This window comes from Nonomuraea roseola, assembly GCF_039535395.1.
In the GTDB taxonomy this organism is placed as follows: Bacteria; Actinomycetota; Actinomycetes; order Streptosporangiales; family Streptosporangiaceae; genus Nonomuraea; species Nonomuraea roseola.
In genome coordinates, this window is sequence record NZ_BAAAXC010000013.1 from 209,250 (window position 1) to 228,116 (window position 18,867).

Consider the following 18,867-nt stretch of genomic DNA (forward strand, 5'->3'; position numbering starts at 1 on the left):
AGGATTCATGACTGATGTCGATAATTGACATTACATAGCCAGTAGATGAAAATTTTCGCCTTCCGGGTCTTGTCGAGTCGCACGCCGGTCGTCACCATGCGAGCTGTGACCCGATTAGCGGCTCTCCTCGCCCTGGTGCTCACCGCCCTCGTCTCCCCCGCCGCTCCCTCCTCCGCCGCCGCCCTCTCCGCCGCCTCCGCCGCGTGCGTCCCCGACCCGGCCACTCCCAAGCGCCAGTTCAGGGCGATGTGGATCTCCTCGGTCGCCAACATCGACTGGCCCAGCAGGACGGGGCTGTCGGTCTCCGCCCAGCAGACCGAGTTCCGCTCCTGGCTCGACCTGGCCGTCCAGAAGCGGATGAACGCCGTCGTCGTGCAGGTCAGGCCCACGGCCGACGCGCTGTGGCCCTCGCCGTACGAGCCGTGGTCGCAGTGGCTGACCGGCACCCAGGGCGGCAACCCCGGCTACGATCCGCTGGCGTTCATGGTCGCCGAGGCGCACGCCCGCAACCTGGAGTTCCACGCGTGGTTCAACCCCTACCGCGTGGCCAACCACGACGACCCGAGCCGCCTCGTCGCCAGTCACCCCGCCAGGAAGAACCCGGGGTGGCGCTTCGCCTACGGCGGCAAGCTCTACTACAACCCCGGCATCCCCACGGTCCGTGACTTCATCGAGGACGCCATCATGGACGCCGTCACCCGCTACGACGTGGACGGCGTGCACCTCGACGACTACTTCTACCCGTATCCGGTCAGCGGTCAGGCCATCCCGGACTCGGCCACGTTCGCACAGTACGGCGGGGGCTTCTCCAACGTCGCCGACTGGCGGCGCGACAACGTCAACCTGCTGGTGCGCGAGCTGGACGAGCGCATCCACGCCGCCAAGGCGCACGTCGCCTTCGGCGTCAGCCCGTTCGGCATCTGGCGCAACGCCGCCACCGACCCGCTCGGCTCGCGCACCTCGGGCCTGCAGTCCTATGACTCCATCTACGCCGACAGCCGCCGCTGGGTGAAGCAGGGCTGGGTCGACTACCTGACCCCGCAGCTCTACTGGCACATCGGCCACGCCGCGGCCGACTACGCGGTGCTGACGGCCTGGTGGTCGGAGGTGGTGAGGGGCACGGGCGTGCAGCTGTACGCGGGACAGGCCGCCTACAGGACGGGCGTCTCAGGCCAGGACCCCGCCTGGCAGGACCCCGCCGAGCTCAGCGACCACCTGCGGGTCAACCGCGCACACCCCGAGATGCTCGGCGACGTCTACTTCAGCGCGAAGGACGTGCGCGCCGACCGGCTGGGCGGCTTCTCCAGGGTGGTGGCCGACCACTACTCGAGGCCCGCCCTGATCCCGCCCAGAGGGACGGCGGGCGCCCCGCCCGCTCCCACGATCACCTCGGTCACGCAGGGGCCAGGAGGGACGACGGTGTCGTGGCAGGGCACCGGCGCGGCCTCCTACGCGGTCTACCGGGGGGAGGCGGCCGACCCCTGCCTGGTCACCGACGCCCGCAACCTGCTCGGGACCACCAGAGGGACCTCCTTCACCGACCCCTCCTCGGGGCAGGGGACCTACCACGTGACCGCCCTCAGCAGGACGCACCAGGAGAGCGGGTCGTTCAGCGTCGTGGTCGACGGCCCCTCCGCGAGCTCGGCGTGGGGCACCTCCGCCTACTCCGCGCAGCGCCACGGCGCCGACTACCGGTTCGCCGCTCCTGTCGCGGCCAGCGATCCGGCGTGGTTCCCTGCGGCCGTTCCGGCGACGGGCAGCTACCTGGTGGAGGTGTGGCATCCCGCCGACCCCGGCTACAACAGCGCCACGCCGTACATCGTGTCGGCGGCGGGAGGCGCCAGGACGGTCCTCCTCGACCAGCGCACGGGCGGCGGGCAGTGGCGCTCGCTCGGCACGTTCACGCTGAACGCAGGCACCTACAACGTGGTGGGGGTGAGCAGATGGACCTCCGCGACGGGCTACGTCGTGGCCGACGCGGTCCGCGTCAGCGCGAGCCCGTGACCCGCCCCACCTGACAGGGAACCGCCGGTCAGGGACCTCGTCACGGGGGGTCGGTGACGTGGATCCTGACGGCGCGGAACTGTGCCGGCGTCTCCTGGAGCACCACCAGCCTGGGGTCGGGCACCGTGAGGAACGGCTCGGCCTCCAGGGCGAACAGCGGAGCGAGCCGCCGCTCGGCCCGCATCAGGTCGACGGCCTTGCGGTCGCCGCCGAACACCACCGCGGCCATGCCGTCCAGGTGCGGCGACAGCACCCGCAGGGCGGTGTCGGCGGCGGCCTGGTAGGTCTGCTCGGCCTGGTTCTGCCTGCGCCTGGCGAACCGCTGCTGCGACCAGCCGCCCGCGGCCGTGCGCCCCTGGACGTAGCGGGAGTCGACCTTGGAGGCGATCAGCCTGCTGCCCTGGAAGACGCCCGCCGCGTAACCGCCGAGACGGACGAGCACCACGCCCACCAGGCGCTCGGCGCGGACGTGGGTGACCAGGGTGGCCACGCGCGGCGCTCCCTGCGGCAGCGGGGGGAAGGGCGCGTGGCACTCGGCGAGCGCGCCGTCGGCGGCGGCCAGCCGTACGACGTGGTCGTCACCCGTGGACTCGAAGGGGCCGTGCCTGTCGGCGAACCCGTCGATCCAGCGCTGGAGGCGTTCGGGCGGCACCGCGACCCAGCGTCCCCCGCCCTTCGCGGGCCTTGCCTTCACCGTCGCAGCGTACCGGCAGAGGAGGAGCTTGTGGCAGCGGGCACGGTGCCGTTCTCGACGCGGTGCACGACCGTCGCCGTCACGGTCAGCCGGCGCCCCGTGGCCGGGATGCCGGGAAGGCCGCCCTTGTGGACACCGTGGGCCGTGAGCCCTCCATGATGTCAGCCTGGCTCGCTGATCTTCCCTTCACGCCAGCTGCTGTAGCCGGTCTCGAACGGGGAGGTCAGTCTCGTACCGTCCTCGAGCAGGAAGTGCCAGGAGAGCTCGAAGGACTCAGGCCTGTTCTCCTCGTCCAGCGTGAGCAGCCAGGACAGGGTGGTCTCGGCGAGCTGCCGCTCGGTGAACTCGTCGTTGTTGATCGCGCTGATCTGCCGCCAGAGCGAGGTCGGCGCCTTCGTGGTGGACAGCACGCCGGAGTAACGGCGCTTCGACGCCGTCACGTTCTCCGTCAGCCTGGCCAGGTCGGCGACGATGCCCACCGCTCCCATGGCGTGCGGGCACCGGGCGTAGAGCATGATCGGCTCTTCCGCGGGGTTGTCCACGGCCTTGCCTTCGACGTAGTCGCTGCCGGCGAGCACCACGTGCTTGGTCAGCTCGAGGTGCTCGGCGGTGACCTTCATGTCCATGCGGGTGTCGAACGGCGAGGATCCCGCGCCGTGATCGTAGGACAGCGTCCCCTTCGCCTTCGTCGACCACGTGCCCTGCGAGATCCGGCCCTCGAAGGTGAAGTCGGCCATGGGCTTCGCGCCGACCGCGGCCTCCAGAGCCGCGGGAAGCTGCGCGGGCGTGGGCGGCCCTGCCACCTCGGTGACAGTGGGCGTCGGTGTGCCGGTACTCCCTCCCACGGGTGTGCCTGACCGGTCCCCGCCTCGCCACAGCACCACGCCCGCGGTCACCGCCGCCGCGGCGGCGACCGCTCCCCCTGCCGCCAGCAGCGCCCGCCGCGAGAGGCCGCCGGAGCCTCGCTCCTCCGTCGGATGCTCATGCACGGACCCACCCCGTACGGCGCCGCCGTGGGCCGCCTCGGCGCCCTCGCGCAGCGCGGCGTCCTCGTGGGCGGGCGCCCGCTCGCCCAGCAGCGCCAGCAGCAGGTCGCGGGCCGACGGCCGCCCTGCGGGATCCTTGGAGAGGCAGCGCGCGACGATCCCGCGCAGCGGTTCGGGCAGCTCACCCAGGTCGGGCTCGCTGTGCAGGATGCGGTAGGCGGTCGCCGCGAAGGTGTCGCTGCCGAACGGCGGCCGCCCGTTGGCGGCGTAGACCATCGTCGAGCCCCACGCGAACACGTCGGAGGCGGGCCCCACCGGCAGGCCGCTGAACTGCTCGGGAGCCATGTACGGCGGCGTGCCCGACGCGCCGTCCTTGGTGGCGGTGACGTCGACCAGCCTGGCGATGCCGAAGTCGATCACCCGCGGCCCGTCGGGTCCGATGAGCACGTTGGCCGGTTTGAAGTCGCGGTGCACGACGCCCGCCCGGTGAATGGCGGCCAGCGCCGTGGCCGTGCCGATGGCCAGGCGGGTCAGTGCCGCCCCTCGTACCGGGGCGACCGCCGCCAGCGCGGGGCCGTCGATGTACTCGCTGGCCACGTAGGGCGGCTGGTGGTCGAGATCGGCCCGCAGGACGCGGGCCGTGCAGAACTCGTCGACCTGGCGGGCGGCGGCGACCTCGCGGGTGAAGGCGCGGTCGATCCCGCCGTTCATGACCTTGACGGCGGCCAGCCCGCCGTGACGGTCCTGCCCGAGGTAGACCGTGCCCTGCCCGCCCTGCCCGAGCTGACGGATGATCCGGTAAGGGCCGATGTCCACGTATGCCTCACATGATCGAAATATGCGGCACGAGACTAGCCCACGACCACAGGTCGGCGGCAGAGCGCCCACGGCCCGGTCCGGCCGCCGAAGACCCCGGGCGCGCATCCTCGATGCGTTGCGAGCCTGGCTCCCATCGGCGCGGTGAGAGCCGGGACCGGCGATCCGGCTGGGGCCGTTGAGCTCGGAACTCATGGCGAAATATCGGTGAACTTCGCGCCGTGCGCCTTATGGAGTTGGTGGGATGCGCCCACAATGTGGGCGTGTCTCTCCAGGCTCCCCTGCTTCCCCCGCACGACCCGGAAGCTTCCGCCTCGGTCTCCCCAGTGGTCGATCTCGAGACCGGCGGTGTCATCGCGTTGCACGTGCCACCAGGCGCCTCCGAGCTCGCCCCCGGCACCCTTCCCCTCCTCCTCGACCTGCCCACCCACATGGTCATCGGCGGTTCGGGAGCTCTCGCCCCGCTGCACGAGGCCCTCAGGAGGTCGGGCAGACGGCCGAGGGAGGTGATACTCAAGGTCCACGGTCCCTGTCAGGACGCCGACAGACGGGCGCTGCTCGTCGGCCTCGACGGGCTGCGGGCGATCGGCTACCTCGTCGCCTTCGGCGGCATGGGGGTCGGCAGCCTTCCGATGGAGCTGGTCACCGAGGCCTCGCCGTACCTGATCGTGCTCGCCCCCGAGCTGGTGGCCAGGGTGCCGGACGACCACAGGCGAACGGCCGTGGGCGAGGCGCTGACGACGCTCGCGCGCGGGATCGGCGCGCACGTGCTGACCCCCGGCATCACGGACGAGGCGCAGCTGGCCACGGTCAGGAGCTGGGGCGTACGGCTGGCCGAGGGCCCGCTCCTGCGGCCTGGCCCCGACGGGCGGGTGCGGGTGCCGCTGCCCGTGCGCAAGCCGTCGCGGACGGACCTCATGCTCGGCCCCAGGGTGCAGGAGCTGCTGCTGCCGGCGGTGACGCTGCCGGAGAGTGCGACGTCCGAGGAGGTGGTGGAGGCGTTCGGCACCGAGCCTTCGATCACCAGCGTGATCCTGGTGGACGAGTACCAGCGCCCCGAGGGCAGCCTGGACCGCAGCCGCTTCCTGCTGTCGATCGCCAGCCGCTACGGGCACGCCCTGCACGGCAAGAAGCCCGCGCTGCGCCTGGCCGATCCGCCGAGAACGGTGCCCAGGACGACGCCCGCCATCGCCGCCATGCAGGTCGCGGGGCAGGACAGCGCCCGCGTCTACGACGACCTGGTGGTGACGGACGAGGTGGGCAGGTGCCTCGGCGTCGTCAGGGTGAGCGACCTCATGCGCGCGGCCACCGGGCCGTATCGGTGATCTGGGTGAAGTCGGCGATCAGCCCGTCCCTGAGCTTCAGGTCGTGGGCGAAGGCCGCCTCGAAGGGCTGACCCGTGGCGCGCGAGACGCCGCGGTAGTGCCCGAACACCACGACCCTGTCGTCACCGGCCCACACCTGCTCCTCGGGGACGGGCCTGGTGTCGTATGCGGCGAAGATGACACTCCAGCAGCCGCCCAGGGCGGCGCGCGGTCCGTGGTGCTCGCCGCCGACGCCCATCGGCATGCCGTCGCTGACTCTCAGGACCAGGTCGGGGTGGAGGGTGGCGGACAGTGCCGCGGCGTCGCCGGCCGCGAAGGCCTCGTAGAGGCGGTCGACAGTTTTAGAGATCACTCTCTAAAACTACCGCGAGAGCGGCGGTCTCCGCCAGCCGTACGGCGGACCCGGGCACCGGCCGCCCGGCGAGCACGTGCCGTCGCACGGCCGCGACAGGCACGTCGACCAGCGCGAACGTGACTCTCTCCAGCGCCTGGCCGGGCAGCCGCGCGGCCAGGTCGCGCAGCGCGGAGGCGACCGCCGTGTTGAGCCCTTCGAGCTCCTCCCCCAGCTCGGACGGCCAGCGCTCGCGCAGCTCGGCCACGTTGTGCGCGAGCAGCAGCCGCGCCTCGTCAGGGTGCTCGGCGGCCCATCCGGCCACGTGCGAGGCCGCGGCGCGCACCGCCCGAGCGAGGTCGGGCTCGCGGGCGGCGAGCAGGAAGCCCTCCTGGAAGCGGCGCACCGCCCTGATCCACAGATGCGCGAGCAGCAGGTCGCGCGAGCCGTACCGGTGATAGACCGACCCGCTGGGCGCGCCGAGACGCGCGGCGATGGCCGTGACGGTGACGGCCTCGTGACCGCCCTCGGCGGCGAGGGCGGCGGCGGCGTCGAGGATCTGGTCGGCCGCGAACTTGGCTGGTCGTCCCACATCGGCACGTTAGCGTGCTAGAAGGGAATCGTGCTGAACAGGCGGACGCTGCTGCTGGGCGGGGCGAGCGCGACCCTCGCGGGCTGCACCACCACGACCCCGACGACTACTCGCACCACGCCACCGAACGAGGGCTGGGAGGCCGTGCGCGCCCAGTTCGTCCTCGACCCCGAGATCGCCAACTTCGCGGCCTTCGTCCTGGCCGCCCATCCCGCCCCCGTACGGCAGGCCATCCAGCGCCACCGCGACGCCCTCGACGCCGACACCGCCGGATATCTCGAGGCGGAGGACCGCGAGGCCGCCACCAGGGCCGCCGCGGAACGCTTCGTCGGCGCCGAGGAGGGCGAGGTGGCGCTGACCGACAGCACCACGATGGCGCTGAGCCTGCTCTACTCCGGTCTGCGCCTGCGTCCTGGACAGGAGGTGCTCACCACCGAGCACGACTTCATGGCCACCCACGACAACCTGCGCATGCTCGCCGAGCGCACCGGCGCGAAGGTCCACAGGGTGCGCCTGTACGACGATCCGGCCAAGGCGAGCGCCGACCAGATCGTGAGCGCGATCAGGGCCGGCCTCACGCCGCGCACCAGGATCGTCGCCGTCACCTGGGTGCACTCGAGCACCGGGGTGCGGCTGCCGATCCGCGCCATCGCCGACGCGCTCGCCGAGGCCAACCGCGACCGCGACGAGCGCGACAGGGCGCTGCTGTGCGTCGACGGCGTGCACGGCTTCGGGGCCCTGGCCGACTCCGTCACCGACCTGGGCTGCGACTTCCTGGCCACCGGCACCCACAAGTGGCTGTTCGGCCCGCGCGGCACCGGCATCCTGTACGGCAGGCAGTGGGAGAGCGTCGCCCCGATCGTCCCGAGCTTCAGCAACCAGACCTTCCGCGCCTGGTTCGGCCGCACCGCCCCCACGGGTCCCGGAGGGATCATCAACACCCCCGGCGGCTACAAGGCCTACGAACACCGCTGGGCGATGGCCGAGGCGTTCGCCTTCCAGACCTCGATCGGCAAGGACAAGATCGAGGCGCGGACGCTGGAGCTGGCCACCCGCCTCAAGGAGGGCCTGGCCGCCGACCCACGCGTGCGGCTGATCACCCCGATGAGCGCGGAGCTCTCGGCGGGGCTGGTCTGCTGCGAGATCGACGGCGTCACGCCCTTCCAGGCGGTCGAGCGCCTGCGCGCCCAGCGCATCCTCACCAGCACCACGCCCTACCTGCAGGTCTACCTCCGCTTCGGCACCTCGATCCTGACCAGCCCCGAGCAGGTCGACAGGGCCGTCAAGGCCGTGGCCGCGCTCCGATGAGAGCTTCGAGGCCGTCTGTCAGACGAGCCTGGTCACCCCGCCGGAGTCGAGGTCGTAGCGGGCGCCCACCACGTGCGGGAGCAGCGGGCGCAGCCTGGCGACCGTGTCGCGGGTGTGGGCGGCGATCATCCGCTCGATGTCGGGGGTGTAGACCCCGCGCAGCGCCTCGACGATGCGCTGCAGGTCTCCGGGCAGCGTGACACGGTCGCGGATGGCGTGGGCGGCGGCGGTGACCGCACCGCAGCGCTGGTGGCCGAGCACCACGACCAAGGGGACGCCCAGCTCCTCGGGGCCGTACTCGACGGCGCCCAGCACCAGGGGGTCGAGGGTGTGCGCCGCCGTCCGCACCACCAGCAGGTCGCCGACGCCCACGTCGAAGACGACCTCGGGCGGCACTCTGGAGTCGATGCAGGACAGCACGACCGCGTAGGGATGCTGGCTCGTGGCGACGTAGCGCCTGCGGGAGGGGTCCTGGTGGGGATGGCGGGCCCTGCCCGCCATCCAGCGCCTGTTGCCCGCCGACAGCGCGGCCCAGGCCCGCTCGGCGCTCACGGGCTCCCGCAGCTCGTGGGGCGCGCGGCGCTCGGGCAGGGCGGGCACCGCGCGGCCGAAGGCGACCCCGCCCACGAAGCCCGCGCCTGACAGGGCGGCGCCCCCGACGAGGGCGCCGCCGAACAGCACCCGCCGACGGGAGATCGATTCGTCACGCACGGTGACGAGAATGGTACTCCCCGCGGCCGGGCGCTATAGCCTGCAGGCGTAGATGTCCGTGACCAGGATGGCGCGGGCGCCGATCTCCCAGAGCTGGTCCATCACCTGCTGGTGCCCCCTGCGCGGCACCATCGTGCGGACGGCCACCCATCCCTCGCGGTGCAGCGGCGAGATGGTCGGCCCCTCCATGCCGGGCGTGAGCTTGCTGGCCTGCTCGATCTGCTCGGCGCGGATGTCGTAGTCCATCAGCACGTAGTCGCGGGCGTGGATGACGCCCTGCAGGCGGCGCACGAGCTGCTGGGTGCCCGGCGTGTCGGTGGCGCCGTGCCGCCTGATCAGCACCGCCTCGGAGCGCATGATCGGCTCGCCGAACACCTCGAGGCCGACGTTGCGCAGCGTGGTGCCGGTCTCGACCACGTCGGCGACGGCGTCGGCGACGCCGAGGTGGATGGCGGTCTCGACCGCGCCGTCGAGCTTGATGACGCGGGCGTCGACGCCGCTCTCCGACAGGTACTTCTCCAGCAGCCCCGCGTAGGAGGTGGCGATGCGCAGGCCGTCGAGGTCCTGCACGGAGGACATGGCGCCCGCCTTGGCGGCCAGGCGGAAGGTGGAGCCGCCGAAGCCCAGCGGCAGCATCTCCTCCACCGGCGCGCCCGAGTCGAAGAGCATGTCGCGCCCGGTGATGCCGGCGTCGAGCGTGCCCTCGCCGACGTAGACGGCGATGTCACGCGGGCGCAGGAAGAACAGCTCACAGTCGTTGTCGGGGTCGACGACGACCAGCTCCTTGCTGTCCTTCCTGGTGCGGTAGCCGGCTTCCTTGAGCATGGTGGCGGCGGCCTCGTTGAGGGCGCCCTTGTTGGGTACGGCCAGCCGTAGCATCGTGGCGAACCTTTCAGAGGTACTTGTAAACCTGGTCGAGCCCGATGCCACGGGCGATCATGAGGCACTGCACGTGGTAGAGCAGCTGGGAGATCTCCTCGGCGGCGCGGTCGTCGGACTCGTGCTCGGCGGCCATCCAGCTCTCGGCGGCCTCCTCGACGACCTTCTTGCCGATGGCATGGACGCCGGCGTCGAGCGCGGCCACGGTGCCAGAGCCCTCGGGCCTGGTGCGTGCCTTGTCGGACAGCTCGGCGAACAGCTCATCGAAGGTCTTCATGATCTCTCTCGGTGCTCGGCAGATGTGCTCTGTTCAGACTATCCGCCCTCAGGCCCCATGACCCGAAACGTCCGCCACCCGAGACGGCTGCGCCCAGAAGATCGTGCCGGGTCCGCGCAGCTCGACGCCGCCGGCCGAGCCGCTCGAGAACGCCGACTCGCCCGCGCGCAGCGGCCTGCCGTCGACGGCCACCTCGCCCGCCGTGCAGACCAGGACGCGGGGAAGCCCGCCCTCCAGGCGCCTGTCGGGAGCCTCGAGGCGGCCGAGCGCGAACTCGGGGACCGGCACGCTGTAGAGCCCGTCGACGGCCTCGACCCGCAGCGGCTGGGCGGCCGCGTCGGTGACGCGCAGCAGTTCGTCGACGTCGATCGGCTTGCTGGTCAGCCCGGCGCGCAGCACGTTGTCCGAGCCGCCCATGATCTCCACGCCGAACCCGCTCACGTAGGCGTGCAGCACCCCCGCGCCGAGGAACAGCGCCTCGCCGGGCCGCAGGTCGTGCCGGTTCATCAGCAGAGGGGCCAGCACGGCGGGGTCGTCGGGGTACTGCTCGGCCAGGCGCGTCACGAGGTCGTGACCGAGCCGCTCCGCCGCGGTCACGACGGCCTCGACCAGCCTCTTGCGCTCGGGCCACTCCAGCAGCAGCCGCAGCGCGCCCGCCGTGTCGCCCTCGCGCAGCCGCGCCACGACCGGCTCCAGCTCGGCCACCTCGAGCTCGGCCAGCAGCCGTGCCGCCTCCTCCGGCGCGCGGAAGCCCGCCAGGCCGCTGAAGGGCGTCAGCGCGCAGATCAGCTCGGGCTTGGGGTAGGCGTCGACGTAGATGCCGCGCGCGTGGCCCGCCTCGGCCTGCTCGGCCGAGGGGTGCACCTGCAGCGACAGCACCCTGTCGACCGCGATCAGCTTCAGCAGGTACGGCAGGCGCGCCCCGAACCGAGCGAGCGTCTCGGCGCCGAGCTCGCCCTCGGGGTCGTCGGCGATCGCCTCGTCGAGCGTGCGGCCTCGCTCCACCAGCAGGGAGGGCCCTGAGGGGTGGGCGCCGAGCCACATCTCCGCCTCGGGCTCGGACGAGGGGCTCGGACGCCCCGTCAGCGTCGCGATGGCGGTGTGCGAACCCCAGGCGTAGTGCTTGACGGGGTTGGAAAGCAGCTCTGTCACAACGTCTCCGAATGCGCGGGGGCGGCCGAGGTCGAGACTATCGCGCCGCCCCAACCTGGTGAACCGGGTAAGTAACCCCCCGGCTCCCCGGCCCTCACCTGAAGCGGGCCTCACCGCGCCGCTCGTTCACGCACCTCACCGGCGGCTCGGCCACCGGCCTGCTGAGCGTGAAGCGGTGGCTCTCGCCGGGGAGCAGCGTGACCAGCTGGTCGTCCACCTCGGCCGCGGGATCGGCCCTGTCGGGGTAGATCGTCAGGTCGCGTACCAGGGTGTGCGCCTCGACGAGCACCTCGCGCCCCTCCACGGTGATCGTGAAGTCGGCGGCGGGCAGGTCGAGCTCCTTGTCGGGCAGGAAGAACCACCATGCCCTGTGCTCCCCCGCCGTCACCGTGATCAGCTCGCGGGCGGGGTCGCCGGGGGTGGCGATCGTCAGGTGCGCCGTGGCCGCGCCGCGCGGCTCCACCTCCAGCGTGAAGCTCTCCGCACGCAGCTCGGAGCCGTCCATCGCGTGCCGTACGGCCCGCACCTCGGCCGTCCACGCCTCGGCGCCGTCGTTGACGGCCACCACCGCCAGCCCCTCCCCCCTCGGCTGCACGGTCAGCAGCCGGTCGGCGTAGGCCCTGCGCAGCGCGTGGAAGAGCGGCTTCTTCCGGCCGTCGCCGTCGATCGCCGACCAGGAGGTGACCGGCCAGCAGTCGTTGAGCTGCCACACCACCGTGCCCGCGCAGTGCGGCCACAGCGACCTGAAGTGCTCGACGCCCAGCTGGATGGCCCTGGCCTGGTTGACCTGCGTCAGGTAGTGCCAGTCGTCGAAGGTGAGGGGCTCGGGGAAGTGCGCCTCGAGCCCCGCGGCCAGCTTGCGGTTGCCGTCGATCGCCTTCTGGTGGTGGAGCAGGCCCGGCGAGTCGGGCGCCGGCGGCTCGTCGGAGATGGCCCTCCTGATGGTGGCGTAGGCGGCTGGGGCCTGGAAGCCGAACTCCGCCACGAACCTGGGGGTGTACTCCCTGTAGGCGGTGTAGTCGCGCTCGTTCCATACATCCCAGATGTGGATGTTGTGGTGGCCGGGGTCGTTCGGATGCACGTCCATGGAGCCTGAGTACGGGCTGCCCGGCCAGTACGGCCTGCCGGGGTCGAGCTCCTCGACGATGCCGGGCAGCAGGTCGAGGTAGTAGCCCTCACCCCAGGTGCGGCCTTCGAGCGGTTCGCGCCAGTTCCAGTCGGCGTAGCCCCAGATGTTCTCGTTGTTGCCGCACCACAGCGCAAGGCTGGGGTGCGGCATGAGCCTGGCGACGTTCTGCCTGGCCTCCGCCTCGACCTCCTCGCGCAGCGGCGTCTCCTCGGGGTAGGCGGCGCAGGCGAAGAGGAAGTCCTGCCAGACCAGCAGGCCGAGCTCGTCGCACAGGTCGTAGAAGTCGTCGCTCTCGTACAGCCCTCCGCCCCAGACCCGCATGAGGTTCACGCCCGCCTCGCACGCCTGGGCGAGCCGGGCGGCGTAGCGGTCACGGCCGATCCTGGAGGGGAAGCAGTCGTCGGGGATCCAGTTGACGCCCTTGGCGAAGACCGCGACGCCGTTGACCTTCAGGGTGAAGGCCCCCGCCTCGGTGTCGAGCTCGACGGTCCTGAAGCCGATCCGCATCTGCCGGCGGTCGAGGACGCCGCCGGAGCCAGGCGCGGCGGCGAGGGCGACCTCCAGCTCGTGGAGGGGCTGCTCGCCGTACCCGCGGGGCCACCACAGCGCGGGGTCTCGCACCTCCAGTTCCAGCACGGCGGAGTCCGCGCCGGGCGGGAGCGCTCCCACGACCGACACGCCCGCGACCGCCGCCGTGACCCACAGTTGCCCGTCCGACTGCGCCGACCGCTCGACCTCGACGTGGACCGCGACCCTGCCGACGCCGCCCTCCACGGTCACCGCGGGACGGACCTCGGCCAGGCGCGCGCCGCTCCACGAGTGCAGCCCGATCGGCTTCCAGATGCCCGCCGTCACCAGGGCGGGGCCCCAGTCCCAGCCGAAGTTGCAGGCCATCTTCCTGATGAAGTTGTAGGGGGCGGCGTAGGCGCCGGGACGAAAGCCCATCTCCTCGCGCAGCCGCTCGGCGTGCTCGACGGCCGAGGAGAAGACGACGCTCAGGCGGTTGGCACCCGGCCGCAGCGCGTGAGCCGCCTCGAACCGGTAGGAGCGGTGCATGTTGGCGCTCTCGCCGATCACGACACCGTTCAGCTCGATCCTCGCGACGGTGTCGAGCCCTTCGCAGACCAGGTCGGTGCGCTCGTGCCCGGTGCCGTCCCACTCGAAGGCGCTCTCATAGTGCCACTCCTCGCCCCCGATCCACGTCAGGGCGTCCTCGTTGGCGTCCAGATAGGGATCGGGGATCAGGCCCGCGGCGAGCAGGTCGGTGTGCACGCAGCCCGGCACGGTCGCGGGCGCCACCACCTCACCTGAGGCCGATCGGACGGTCCAGGAGTCGTGCAGGGGGCGAAGGGATGTCATCGACTCTCCGGGGGGAAGGCGTGGCCATGGCGGGACAGGCCCACACTAGACGCTTCCGGCGCCTTCCCACGGGATTTACTGAACCGATTAATCTGCCTGCGCAAAAGGCGCTGCCCGCCGCACCTCTCGAGGAGGCAGGGCGGGCAGCGCCGTCAGGCGGTCGGGTCAGCGGCCGAAGCGGCGACCCGTGTTGCCACGGTCGGAGCGGAAACCGCCGGTGCCGCGCTCCTCCGAGCGGAACCCGCCGGTGCGGGGCGCGCGGTCGTCACGGTTGGCCGACAACGGCCGGGCCGGCCTGTCGTCGGAGCGGTAGCCGCCGGTGCGGGCGCCGCCGCCGCTGGAGAACGGACGCGCCGGCCTGTCGTCGGAACGGTAGCCGCCGCGCTCGTCGGAGCGGTAGCCGCCGGTGCGGGGCGCGCGGTCGTCGCGGAAGCCGCCCGAGCGGGGAGCCCGGTCGTCGCGGTAACCACCGGTGCGGGGGGCGTCGCCGGTACGGGGCGCCCTGTCGTCACCGTGGGCACCCGTGCGGGGCGTCTCGCCCGAGCGGAAGCCGCCGGGACGCTGGCCACGGTCGTCGGAGCGGTAGCCGCCCTGGCGACGGTCGCCGTCGAAGGCGCGGTGCGGACGGCGCTCGCCACCGAAGTCACCACCGGCGGGACGGTCGCCACCGAAGTCGCCACGCGGAGCGCGGTCGCCGTCGAAGTCGCGGCGAGGACGACGGTCGTCGCCTGCGCCGAAGCCGCCCTCGGAGGTACGGCGCGGGCCACGGTCGCCACCGAAGTCGCGACGACGGCCGCCACCGCGACGCTCGCCGCCGTGGCCGCCGCTCTCACGGCGGGGACGCAGCGGCTTGCGCACGTCGGGCTCCCACACGGGGATGGACTCGCCACTGGGCGTGCGGGCCCCGGTGACCTCGGCGATGCGCTCGCTGCCCGGCTCGGCCTTGAGCCTGAACGGGTGGATGCCCGCCCTACGGGTGAGCTGGTCGGTCGAGCGGCGCTCGTTGGGCAGGACGAGGGTCACGACGGTGCCCTTCTCGCCCGCCCTGGCGGTGCGGCCGCCACGGTGCAGGTAGCTCTTGTGGTCCTGCGGCGGGTCGACGTGCAGCACGAGGCTGATGTTGTCGACGTGGATGCCACGGGCCGCGACGTCGGTGCAGACCAGGACGTTGACCTGGCCCTCCTTGAACTCGGCCAGGATGCGGGTGCGCTGGTTCTGGCGCTTGCCGCCGTGCAGGCCGCCCGCCTTGACGCCGACGCGGGCCAGCTGCTTGCACAGCCGGTCGACACCGTGCTGGGTCTTGACGAAGATGATCGTCCGGCCCTCACGGTTGGCGATCTCGGCGGTGACGTCGAACTTGTCGTCGCGCGTCACCTGGATCACGTGGTGCTCCATGGTGTCGACCGGGGAGGTCGCGGGAGCGATGGAGTGCGTGATCGGGTTCTTGAGGAAGCGCCGCACCAGCTTGTCGACGTCGCCGTCGAGCGTGGCCGAGAACAGCAGCCTCTGGCCGTCGGCGGGGGTCTGCGAGAGCAGCTCCGACACGACGGGGAAGAAGCCGAGGTCACACATGTGGTCGGCCTCGTCGAGGACGCTGACCTCGATGGAGTCGAGCGAGCACTCGCCCTGGCGCATCAGGTCGCCCAGACGGCCCGGCGTGGCGATGATGACGTCCACGCCGCGGCGCAGCGCCTCGATCTGCTTGCCCATGGACATGCCGCCGACGACGACCTTCATGCGCAGGCCCAGGCCGCGACCGAGGGGCTCGAGCGCGTCGTGCACCTGCAGCGCGAGCTCGCGCGTCGGGACGAGGACCATCGCGCGGGGACGGCCGGCCTGCGGCTTCACCCCGGCGATGCGCGCCATGGTGGGCAGACCGAAGGCGAGCGTCTTGCCCGAGCCGGTCTGTCCGCGACCGAGGACGTCGTGCCCCGCGAGCACGTCGGGGATCGTCGCGGTCTGGATGGGGAACGGGCTGTCGATGCCCTGACGGGACAGTCCGGTCACGAGCGGCTTGGGCAGGCCCAGCAGCTCGAATTCCGAAACGCCCTTCTCCTCGACGGAGATTTCGGGCATGGCAGCGTCAAGCATGGTCACGAAGGTCGTGCCTTTCAGTCGAAGTGGCGCGTCACTTCTGCGAAAAGGACGAGCCGGGACCGTACGGCGGTGCCGTACTCAGTGCGAGGGGCGGACGTATCGGACGCCTGCCGGGGTGGGGACCGGGCCACTTCTGGACCCGTCAACGCGCACCCAAGACCGGCCGCAGGCGGCATTACGCACAATGGTGCGTCAGGTGCACATGTTGCCAACGCGCAGGAAGGTCGTGCTATTCCCGGCGGGGCTTCGGACCTTCCGGAGCCCTGGCATGCTGAAACGGCCGGTGCTGGGAACACCAGCCGTGCAGCAAAAGATCAGACATTGAATCCTAGCATACGCAACTGGTCGCGTCCGTCATCGCTGATCTTGTCGGGGCCCCACGGCGGCAGCCACACCCAGTTGATCTTGACGTCGGAGACCATGCCGTCGAGGGCGGAGTGCGCCTGGTCCTCGATGACGTCGGTCAGCGGGCAGGCCGCGCTGGTCAGCGTCATGTCGATGGTGGCCACCGGGTGGCCGCCCTCGCCGGGGTCGAGGTTGAGGCCGTAGATGAGGCCCAGGTCGACGACGTTGATCCCGAGCTCGGGGTCGACGACGTCCTTGAGCGCCTCCATGACCTCCTCGACGGTGGTGTCACCGTCGTACGCCGTTGTCGGGGTTTCCACCGGCTTGCTCATCTCTTAGGCACTCCTCACAACAGCGTCCTTGTAGGCCATCCACGACAGCAGCGCGCACTTGACGCGCGCGGGGAACTTGGCCACGCCGGCGAAGGCCACCGCGTCGCCGAGCACGTCCTCGTCGGCCTCCACCTGGCCCCTGCCCTGCATGAGCCTGGTGAACTCGTCGACCACCGACAGCGACTCCTCGACCGTCGAGCCGGTGGCCAGCTCGTGCAGCACCGAGGCCGCGGCCTGGCTGATGGAGCAGCCCTGCCCGTCGTAGGAGACGTCCTCGATCTTGCCGCCGTCGCCGAGCTTGACCCTGAGCGTGATCTCGTCACCGCACGTCGGGTTCACGTGGTGGACCTCGGCGTCGTACGGCTCGCGAAGCCCCCGCCCCTGCGGGTGCTTGTAGTGCTCCAGGATCAGCTCCTGGTACATCGACTCGGCGATCATGTCAGGCGAACACCTTCTGCACGTGGTGAAGACCCTTCACCAGGGCGTCGATCTCGCCCGTGGTGTTGTACAGGTAGAACGACGCCCGCGTCGTCGCGGGTATTCCGAACCTCAGGTGGAGCGGCCGCGCGCAGTGGTGGCCGACCCTCACCGCGACGCCGAACTGGTCGTCGAGGATCTGCCCCACGTCGTGCGGATGGATGCCCTCCATCGTGAAGGAGAGCGTCCCACCTCTGCCGTCCAGGCCCTTCGGCCCGATGATTCGCAGGGTGGGCACCTCGCCCAGCGCCTCGAGCGCGTACGCCGTCAGCGTGCGCTCGTGCTCCTCGATGGCCTGCATGCCGACCCCGTTGAGGTAGTCGACCGCCGCGCCGAGCCCGATGGCCTCGACGATCGGCGGCGTGCCCGCCTCGAACTTGTGCGGCACCGGCGCGTAGGTCGAGTGGTCCATCCAGACCGCCTCGATCATCTCGCCGCCGCCCAGGAACGGGGGCATGGCCTCCAGCAGCTCGGTGCGCCCCCAGAGCACGCCGATGCCGGAGGGGCCGAGCATCTTGTGCCCGGTGAAGGCGACGAGGTCGGCGCCGAGCGCCGCCAGGTCGACGGGGTGGTGCGGAACCGACTGCGAGGCGTCGAGCATCACCAGCGCGCCGACCTCGTGGGCGCGGCGCACGACCTCGGCGACCGGGTTGACGGTGCCGAGCACGTTCGACTGATGGGCCACCGAGACGATCTTCGTGCGCTCGGTGATGACGCCGTCGGCCAGGTCGAGCCTGCCCTCGTCGGTCACGCCGAACCACTTGAGCGTCGCCCCCGTGCGCTGCACGAGCATCTGCCAGGGGACGATGTTGGAGTGGTGCTCCATCTCGGAGATGACGATCTCGTCACCGGGGCCGAGCGTGAAGCGCGGGTCGTCGTTGGTCCTGTTGCCGAAGGAGTAGGCGACCAGGTTGAGCGCCTCGGAGGCGTTCTTGGTGAAGATGATCTCGTCGCGGCTCGGTGCCCCGACGAAGGCCGCCACCTTGTCCCTGGCGGCCTCGTAGGCGTCGGTCGACTCGGTGCCGAGCGCGTGGTGGGCCCGCCCCACGTTGCTGTAGTGCATCGCGAAGTGGTCGCGCATGGTCTCGATGACCTGCGTCGGCTTCTGCGAGGAGTTGCCCGAGTCGAGATAGACCAGCGGGCGTCCACCGGACAGCTCGCGGGAGAGGACAGGAAAGTCCTTCCTGACCCTCTCCACGTCGAACACAGCACTCATCGGTCGCTCACCACTCCTCATTGGCTTCGCGGACCCGCTCGTTCCTGACGGGTCCACTCCGCTCACTGTGTCGGGCTCGCTCCTGGTTCATCAGGCCGATGCCTTCGTGTACGCCTCGTAGCCCTCGGCTTCGAGCTTGTCCGCCAGCTCGGGGCCGCCCTCTTCGACGATCTTGCCGGCCGAGAAGACGTGCACGAAGTCGGGCTTCACGTAGCGCAGGATGCGGGTGTAGTGCGTGATCAGCAGCACGCCGGTCTCGCCCGAGGCGCGGAAGCGGTTGACGCCCTCGGAGACCACGCGAAGCGCGTCGACGTCGAGGCCCGAGTCGGTCTCGTCGAGGACGGCGATCTTCGGCTTGAGCAGCTCGAGCTGCAGGATCTCGTGGCGCTTCTTCTCACCGCCGGAAAAGCCCTCGTTGACGTTGCGGGTGGCGAAGGCGGGGTCGATCGCCAGCGCGTCCATGCCGTTCTTCAGGTCCTTGCTGAACTCACGCAGCTTCGGCGCCTCACCGCGCACCGAGGTGACGGCCGAGCGCAGGAAGTTGGAGACGCTGACGCCGGGGACCTCGACCGGGTACTGCATGGCGAGGAACAGACCGGCGCGGGCGCGCTCGTCGACCGAGAGCTCGAGCAGGTCGACGCCGTCGAGCAGCACCTGGCCACCGGTGATCGTGTACTTGGGGTGACCGGCGATCGCGTAGGCGAGCGTCGACTTGCCCGAACCGTTGGGGCCCATGATGGCGTGGGTCTCGCCGGCCCTCACGGTCAGGTTGACGCCCTTCAGGATCTCCTTGTCGGCGACGGAGACCTGCAGCTCACGAATCTCAAGGGTGGACAC

General features: G+C 71.3%; 17 protein-coding genes. 3 read left to right on the forward strand and 14 right to left on the reverse strand.

Annotated features, from left to right (window positions below):
- Positions 1–96 precede the first annotated feature (96 nt).
- A complete protein-coding gene (locus ABFX55_RS17655) occupies positions 97–2,004 on the forward strand; it encodes a family 10 glycosylhydrolase (protein ID WP_346122343.1) in 1,908 nt (635 codons plus the stop codon).
- Between the two features lie 40 nt (positions 2,005–2,044).
- Here the strand turns inward: ABFX55_RS17655 and ABFX55_RS17660 are convergent, their stop codons facing one another.
- On the reverse strand, positions 2,045–2,698 hold the full coding sequence (locus ABFX55_RS17660) for an acVLRF1 family peptidyl-tRNA hydrolase (protein ID WP_346122345.1): 654 nt from the start codon (positions 2,696–2,698) through the stop codon (positions 2,045–2,047).
- A gap of 161 nt (positions 2,699–2,859) precedes the next feature.
- Complete coding sequence (locus ABFX55_RS17665; protein WP_346122347.1) at positions 2,860–4,500, reverse strand: serine/threonine-protein kinase; 1,641 nt, start codon at positions 4,498–4,500, stop codon at positions 2,860–2,862.
- 263 nt (positions 4,501–4,763) lie between these two features.
- Here ABFX55_RS17665 and ABFX55_RS17670 point away from each other — a divergent pair, with 263 nt between their 5' ends.
- A complete protein-coding gene (locus ABFX55_RS17670; protein WP_346122349.1) occupies positions 4,764–5,825 on the forward strand; it encodes an EAL domain-containing protein in 1,062 nt (353 codons plus the stop codon).
- Here ABFX55_RS17670 and ABFX55_RS17675 read toward each other — a convergent pair.
- Positions 5,794–6,177, reverse strand: coding sequence for a nuclear transport factor 2 family protein (locus ABFX55_RS17675; RefSeq protein WP_346122351.1), 384 nt, complete (start codon positions 6,175–6,177; stop codon positions 5,794–5,796). The genes ABFX55_RS17670 and ABFX55_RS17675 overlap by 32 nt on opposite strands.
- Complete coding sequence (locus tag ABFX55_RS17680) at positions 6,167–6,748, reverse strand: TetR/AcrR family transcriptional regulator (RefSeq protein WP_346122353.1); 582 nt, start codon at positions 6,746–6,748, stop codon at positions 6,167–6,169. The genes ABFX55_RS17675 and ABFX55_RS17680 overlap by 11 nt, the downstream gene beginning before the upstream one ends.
- A gap of 30 nt (positions 6,749–6,778) precedes the next feature.
- Between ABFX55_RS17680 and ABFX55_RS17685 the strand changes: the two genes are divergently transcribed.
- Entirely contained in the window at positions 6,779–8,056 is a 1,278-nt protein-coding gene (locus ABFX55_RS17685) for an aminotransferase class V-fold PLP-dependent enzyme (RefSeq protein WP_346122355.1), read from the forward strand.
- An 18-nt stretch (positions 8,057–8,074) separates the two neighbouring features.
- Here ABFX55_RS17685 and ABFX55_RS17690 read toward each other — a convergent pair whose 3' ends face one another.
- The 10 genes from ABFX55_RS17690 to sufC form a co-directional block, all read right to left on the reverse strand.
- The gene (locus ABFX55_RS17690) at positions 8,075–8,767 is read right to left on the reverse strand and encodes a carbonic anhydrase (RefSeq protein ID WP_346122357.1); all 693 of its coding nucleotides are present in this window, start codon (positions 8,765–8,767) and stop codon (positions 8,075–8,077) included.
- 33 nt (positions 8,768–8,800) lie between these two features.
- Positions 8,801–9,646: an ATP phosphoribosyltransferase gene (hisG, locus tag ABFX55_RS17695; protein WP_183661887.1), complete on the reverse strand. Its 846-nt coding sequence runs from the start codon at positions 9,644–9,646 to the stop codon at positions 8,801–8,803.
- 13 nt (positions 9,647–9,659) lie between these two features.
- Positions 9,660–9,923 (reverse strand): phosphoribosyl-ATP diphosphatase, encoded by a 264-nt coding sequence (locus tag ABFX55_RS17700; protein WP_346122360.1) that lies wholly within the window; start codon positions 9,921–9,923, stop codon positions 9,660–9,662.
- 48 nt (positions 9,924–9,971) lie between these two features.
- On the reverse strand, positions 9,972–11,075 hold the full coding sequence (gene manA, locus ABFX55_RS17705) for a mannose-6-phosphate isomerase, class I (protein WP_346122362.1): 1,104 nt from the start codon (positions 11,073–11,075) through the stop codon (positions 9,972–9,974).
- Positions 11,076–11,169: 94 nt separating this feature from the next.
- Entirely contained in the window at positions 11,170–13,563 is a 2,394-nt protein-coding gene (locus tag ABFX55_RS17710) for a glycoside hydrolase family 2 protein (protein ID WP_346122364.1), read from the reverse strand.
- A gap of 165 nt (positions 13,564–13,728) precedes the next feature.
- Positions 13,729–15,654: a DEAD/DEAH box helicase gene (locus tag ABFX55_RS17715; RefSeq protein ID WP_346122366.1), complete on the reverse strand. Its 1,926-nt coding sequence runs from the start codon at positions 15,652–15,654 to the stop codon at positions 13,729–13,731.
- 320 nt (positions 15,655–15,974) lie between these two features.
- Positions 15,975–16,337 carry a metal-sulfur cluster assembly factor gene (locus ABFX55_RS17720; RefSeq protein ID WP_183661898.1) on the reverse strand — a complete coding sequence of 121 codons (363 nt, stop codon included), beginning with the start codon at positions 16,335–16,337 and terminating at the stop codon, positions 15,975–15,977.
- Between the two features lie 3 nt (positions 16,338–16,340).
- Entirely contained in the window at positions 16,341–16,775 is a 435-nt protein-coding gene (sufU, locus tag ABFX55_RS17725) for a Fe-S cluster assembly sulfur transfer protein SufU (RefSeq protein ID WP_183661900.1), read from the reverse strand.
- Position 16,776: 1 nt separating this feature from the next.
- Entirely contained in the window at positions 16,777–18,030 is a 1,254-nt protein-coding gene (locus tag ABFX55_RS17730) for a cysteine desulfurase (RefSeq protein ID WP_346122368.1), read from the reverse strand.
- A 90-nt stretch (positions 18,031–18,120) separates the two neighbouring features.
- Positions 18,121–18,867, reverse strand: coding sequence for a Fe-S cluster assembly ATPase SufC (gene sufC, locus ABFX55_RS17735; RefSeq protein ID WP_346122370.1), 747 nt, complete (start codon positions 18,865–18,867; stop codon positions 18,121–18,123).

What these genes read in the sequence shown, in the direction of transcription:
- sufU (WP_183661900.1), bottom strand. Translation starts at nt 16,775, where the DNA reads ATGATCGCCGAGTCGATGTACCAGGAGCTGATCCTGGAGCACTACAAG.
- ABFX55_RS17730 (WP_346122368.1), bottom strand. Translation starts at nt 18,030, where the DNA reads ATGAGTGCTGTGTTCGACGTGGAGAGGGTCAGGAAGGACTTTCCTGTC.
- ABFX55_RS17710 (WP_346122364.1), bottom strand. Translation starts at nt 13,563, where the DNA reads ATGACATCCCTTCGCCCCCTGCACGACTCCTGGACCGTCCGATCGGCC.
- ABFX55_RS17720 (WP_183661898.1), bottom strand. Translation starts at nt 16,337, where the DNA reads ATGAGCAAGCCGGTGGAAACCCCGACAACGGCGTACGACGGTGACACC.
- ABFX55_RS17700 (WP_346122360.1), bottom strand. Translation starts at nt 9,923, where the DNA reads ATGAAGACCTTCGATGAGCTGTTCGCCGAGCTGTCCGACAAGGCACGC.
- ABFX55_RS17655 (WP_346122343.1), top strand. Translation starts at nt 97, where the DNA reads ATGCGAGCTGTGACCCGATTAGCGGCTCTCCTCGCCCTGGTGCTCACC.
- hisG (WP_183661887.1), bottom strand. Translation starts at nt 9,646, where the DNA reads ATGCTACGGCTGGCCGTACCCAACAAGGGCGCCCTCAACGAGGCCGCC.
- ABFX55_RS17715 (WP_346122366.1), bottom strand. Translation starts at nt 15,654, where the DNA reads ATGCTTGACGCTGCCATGCCCGAAATCTCCGTCGAGGAGAAGGGCGTT.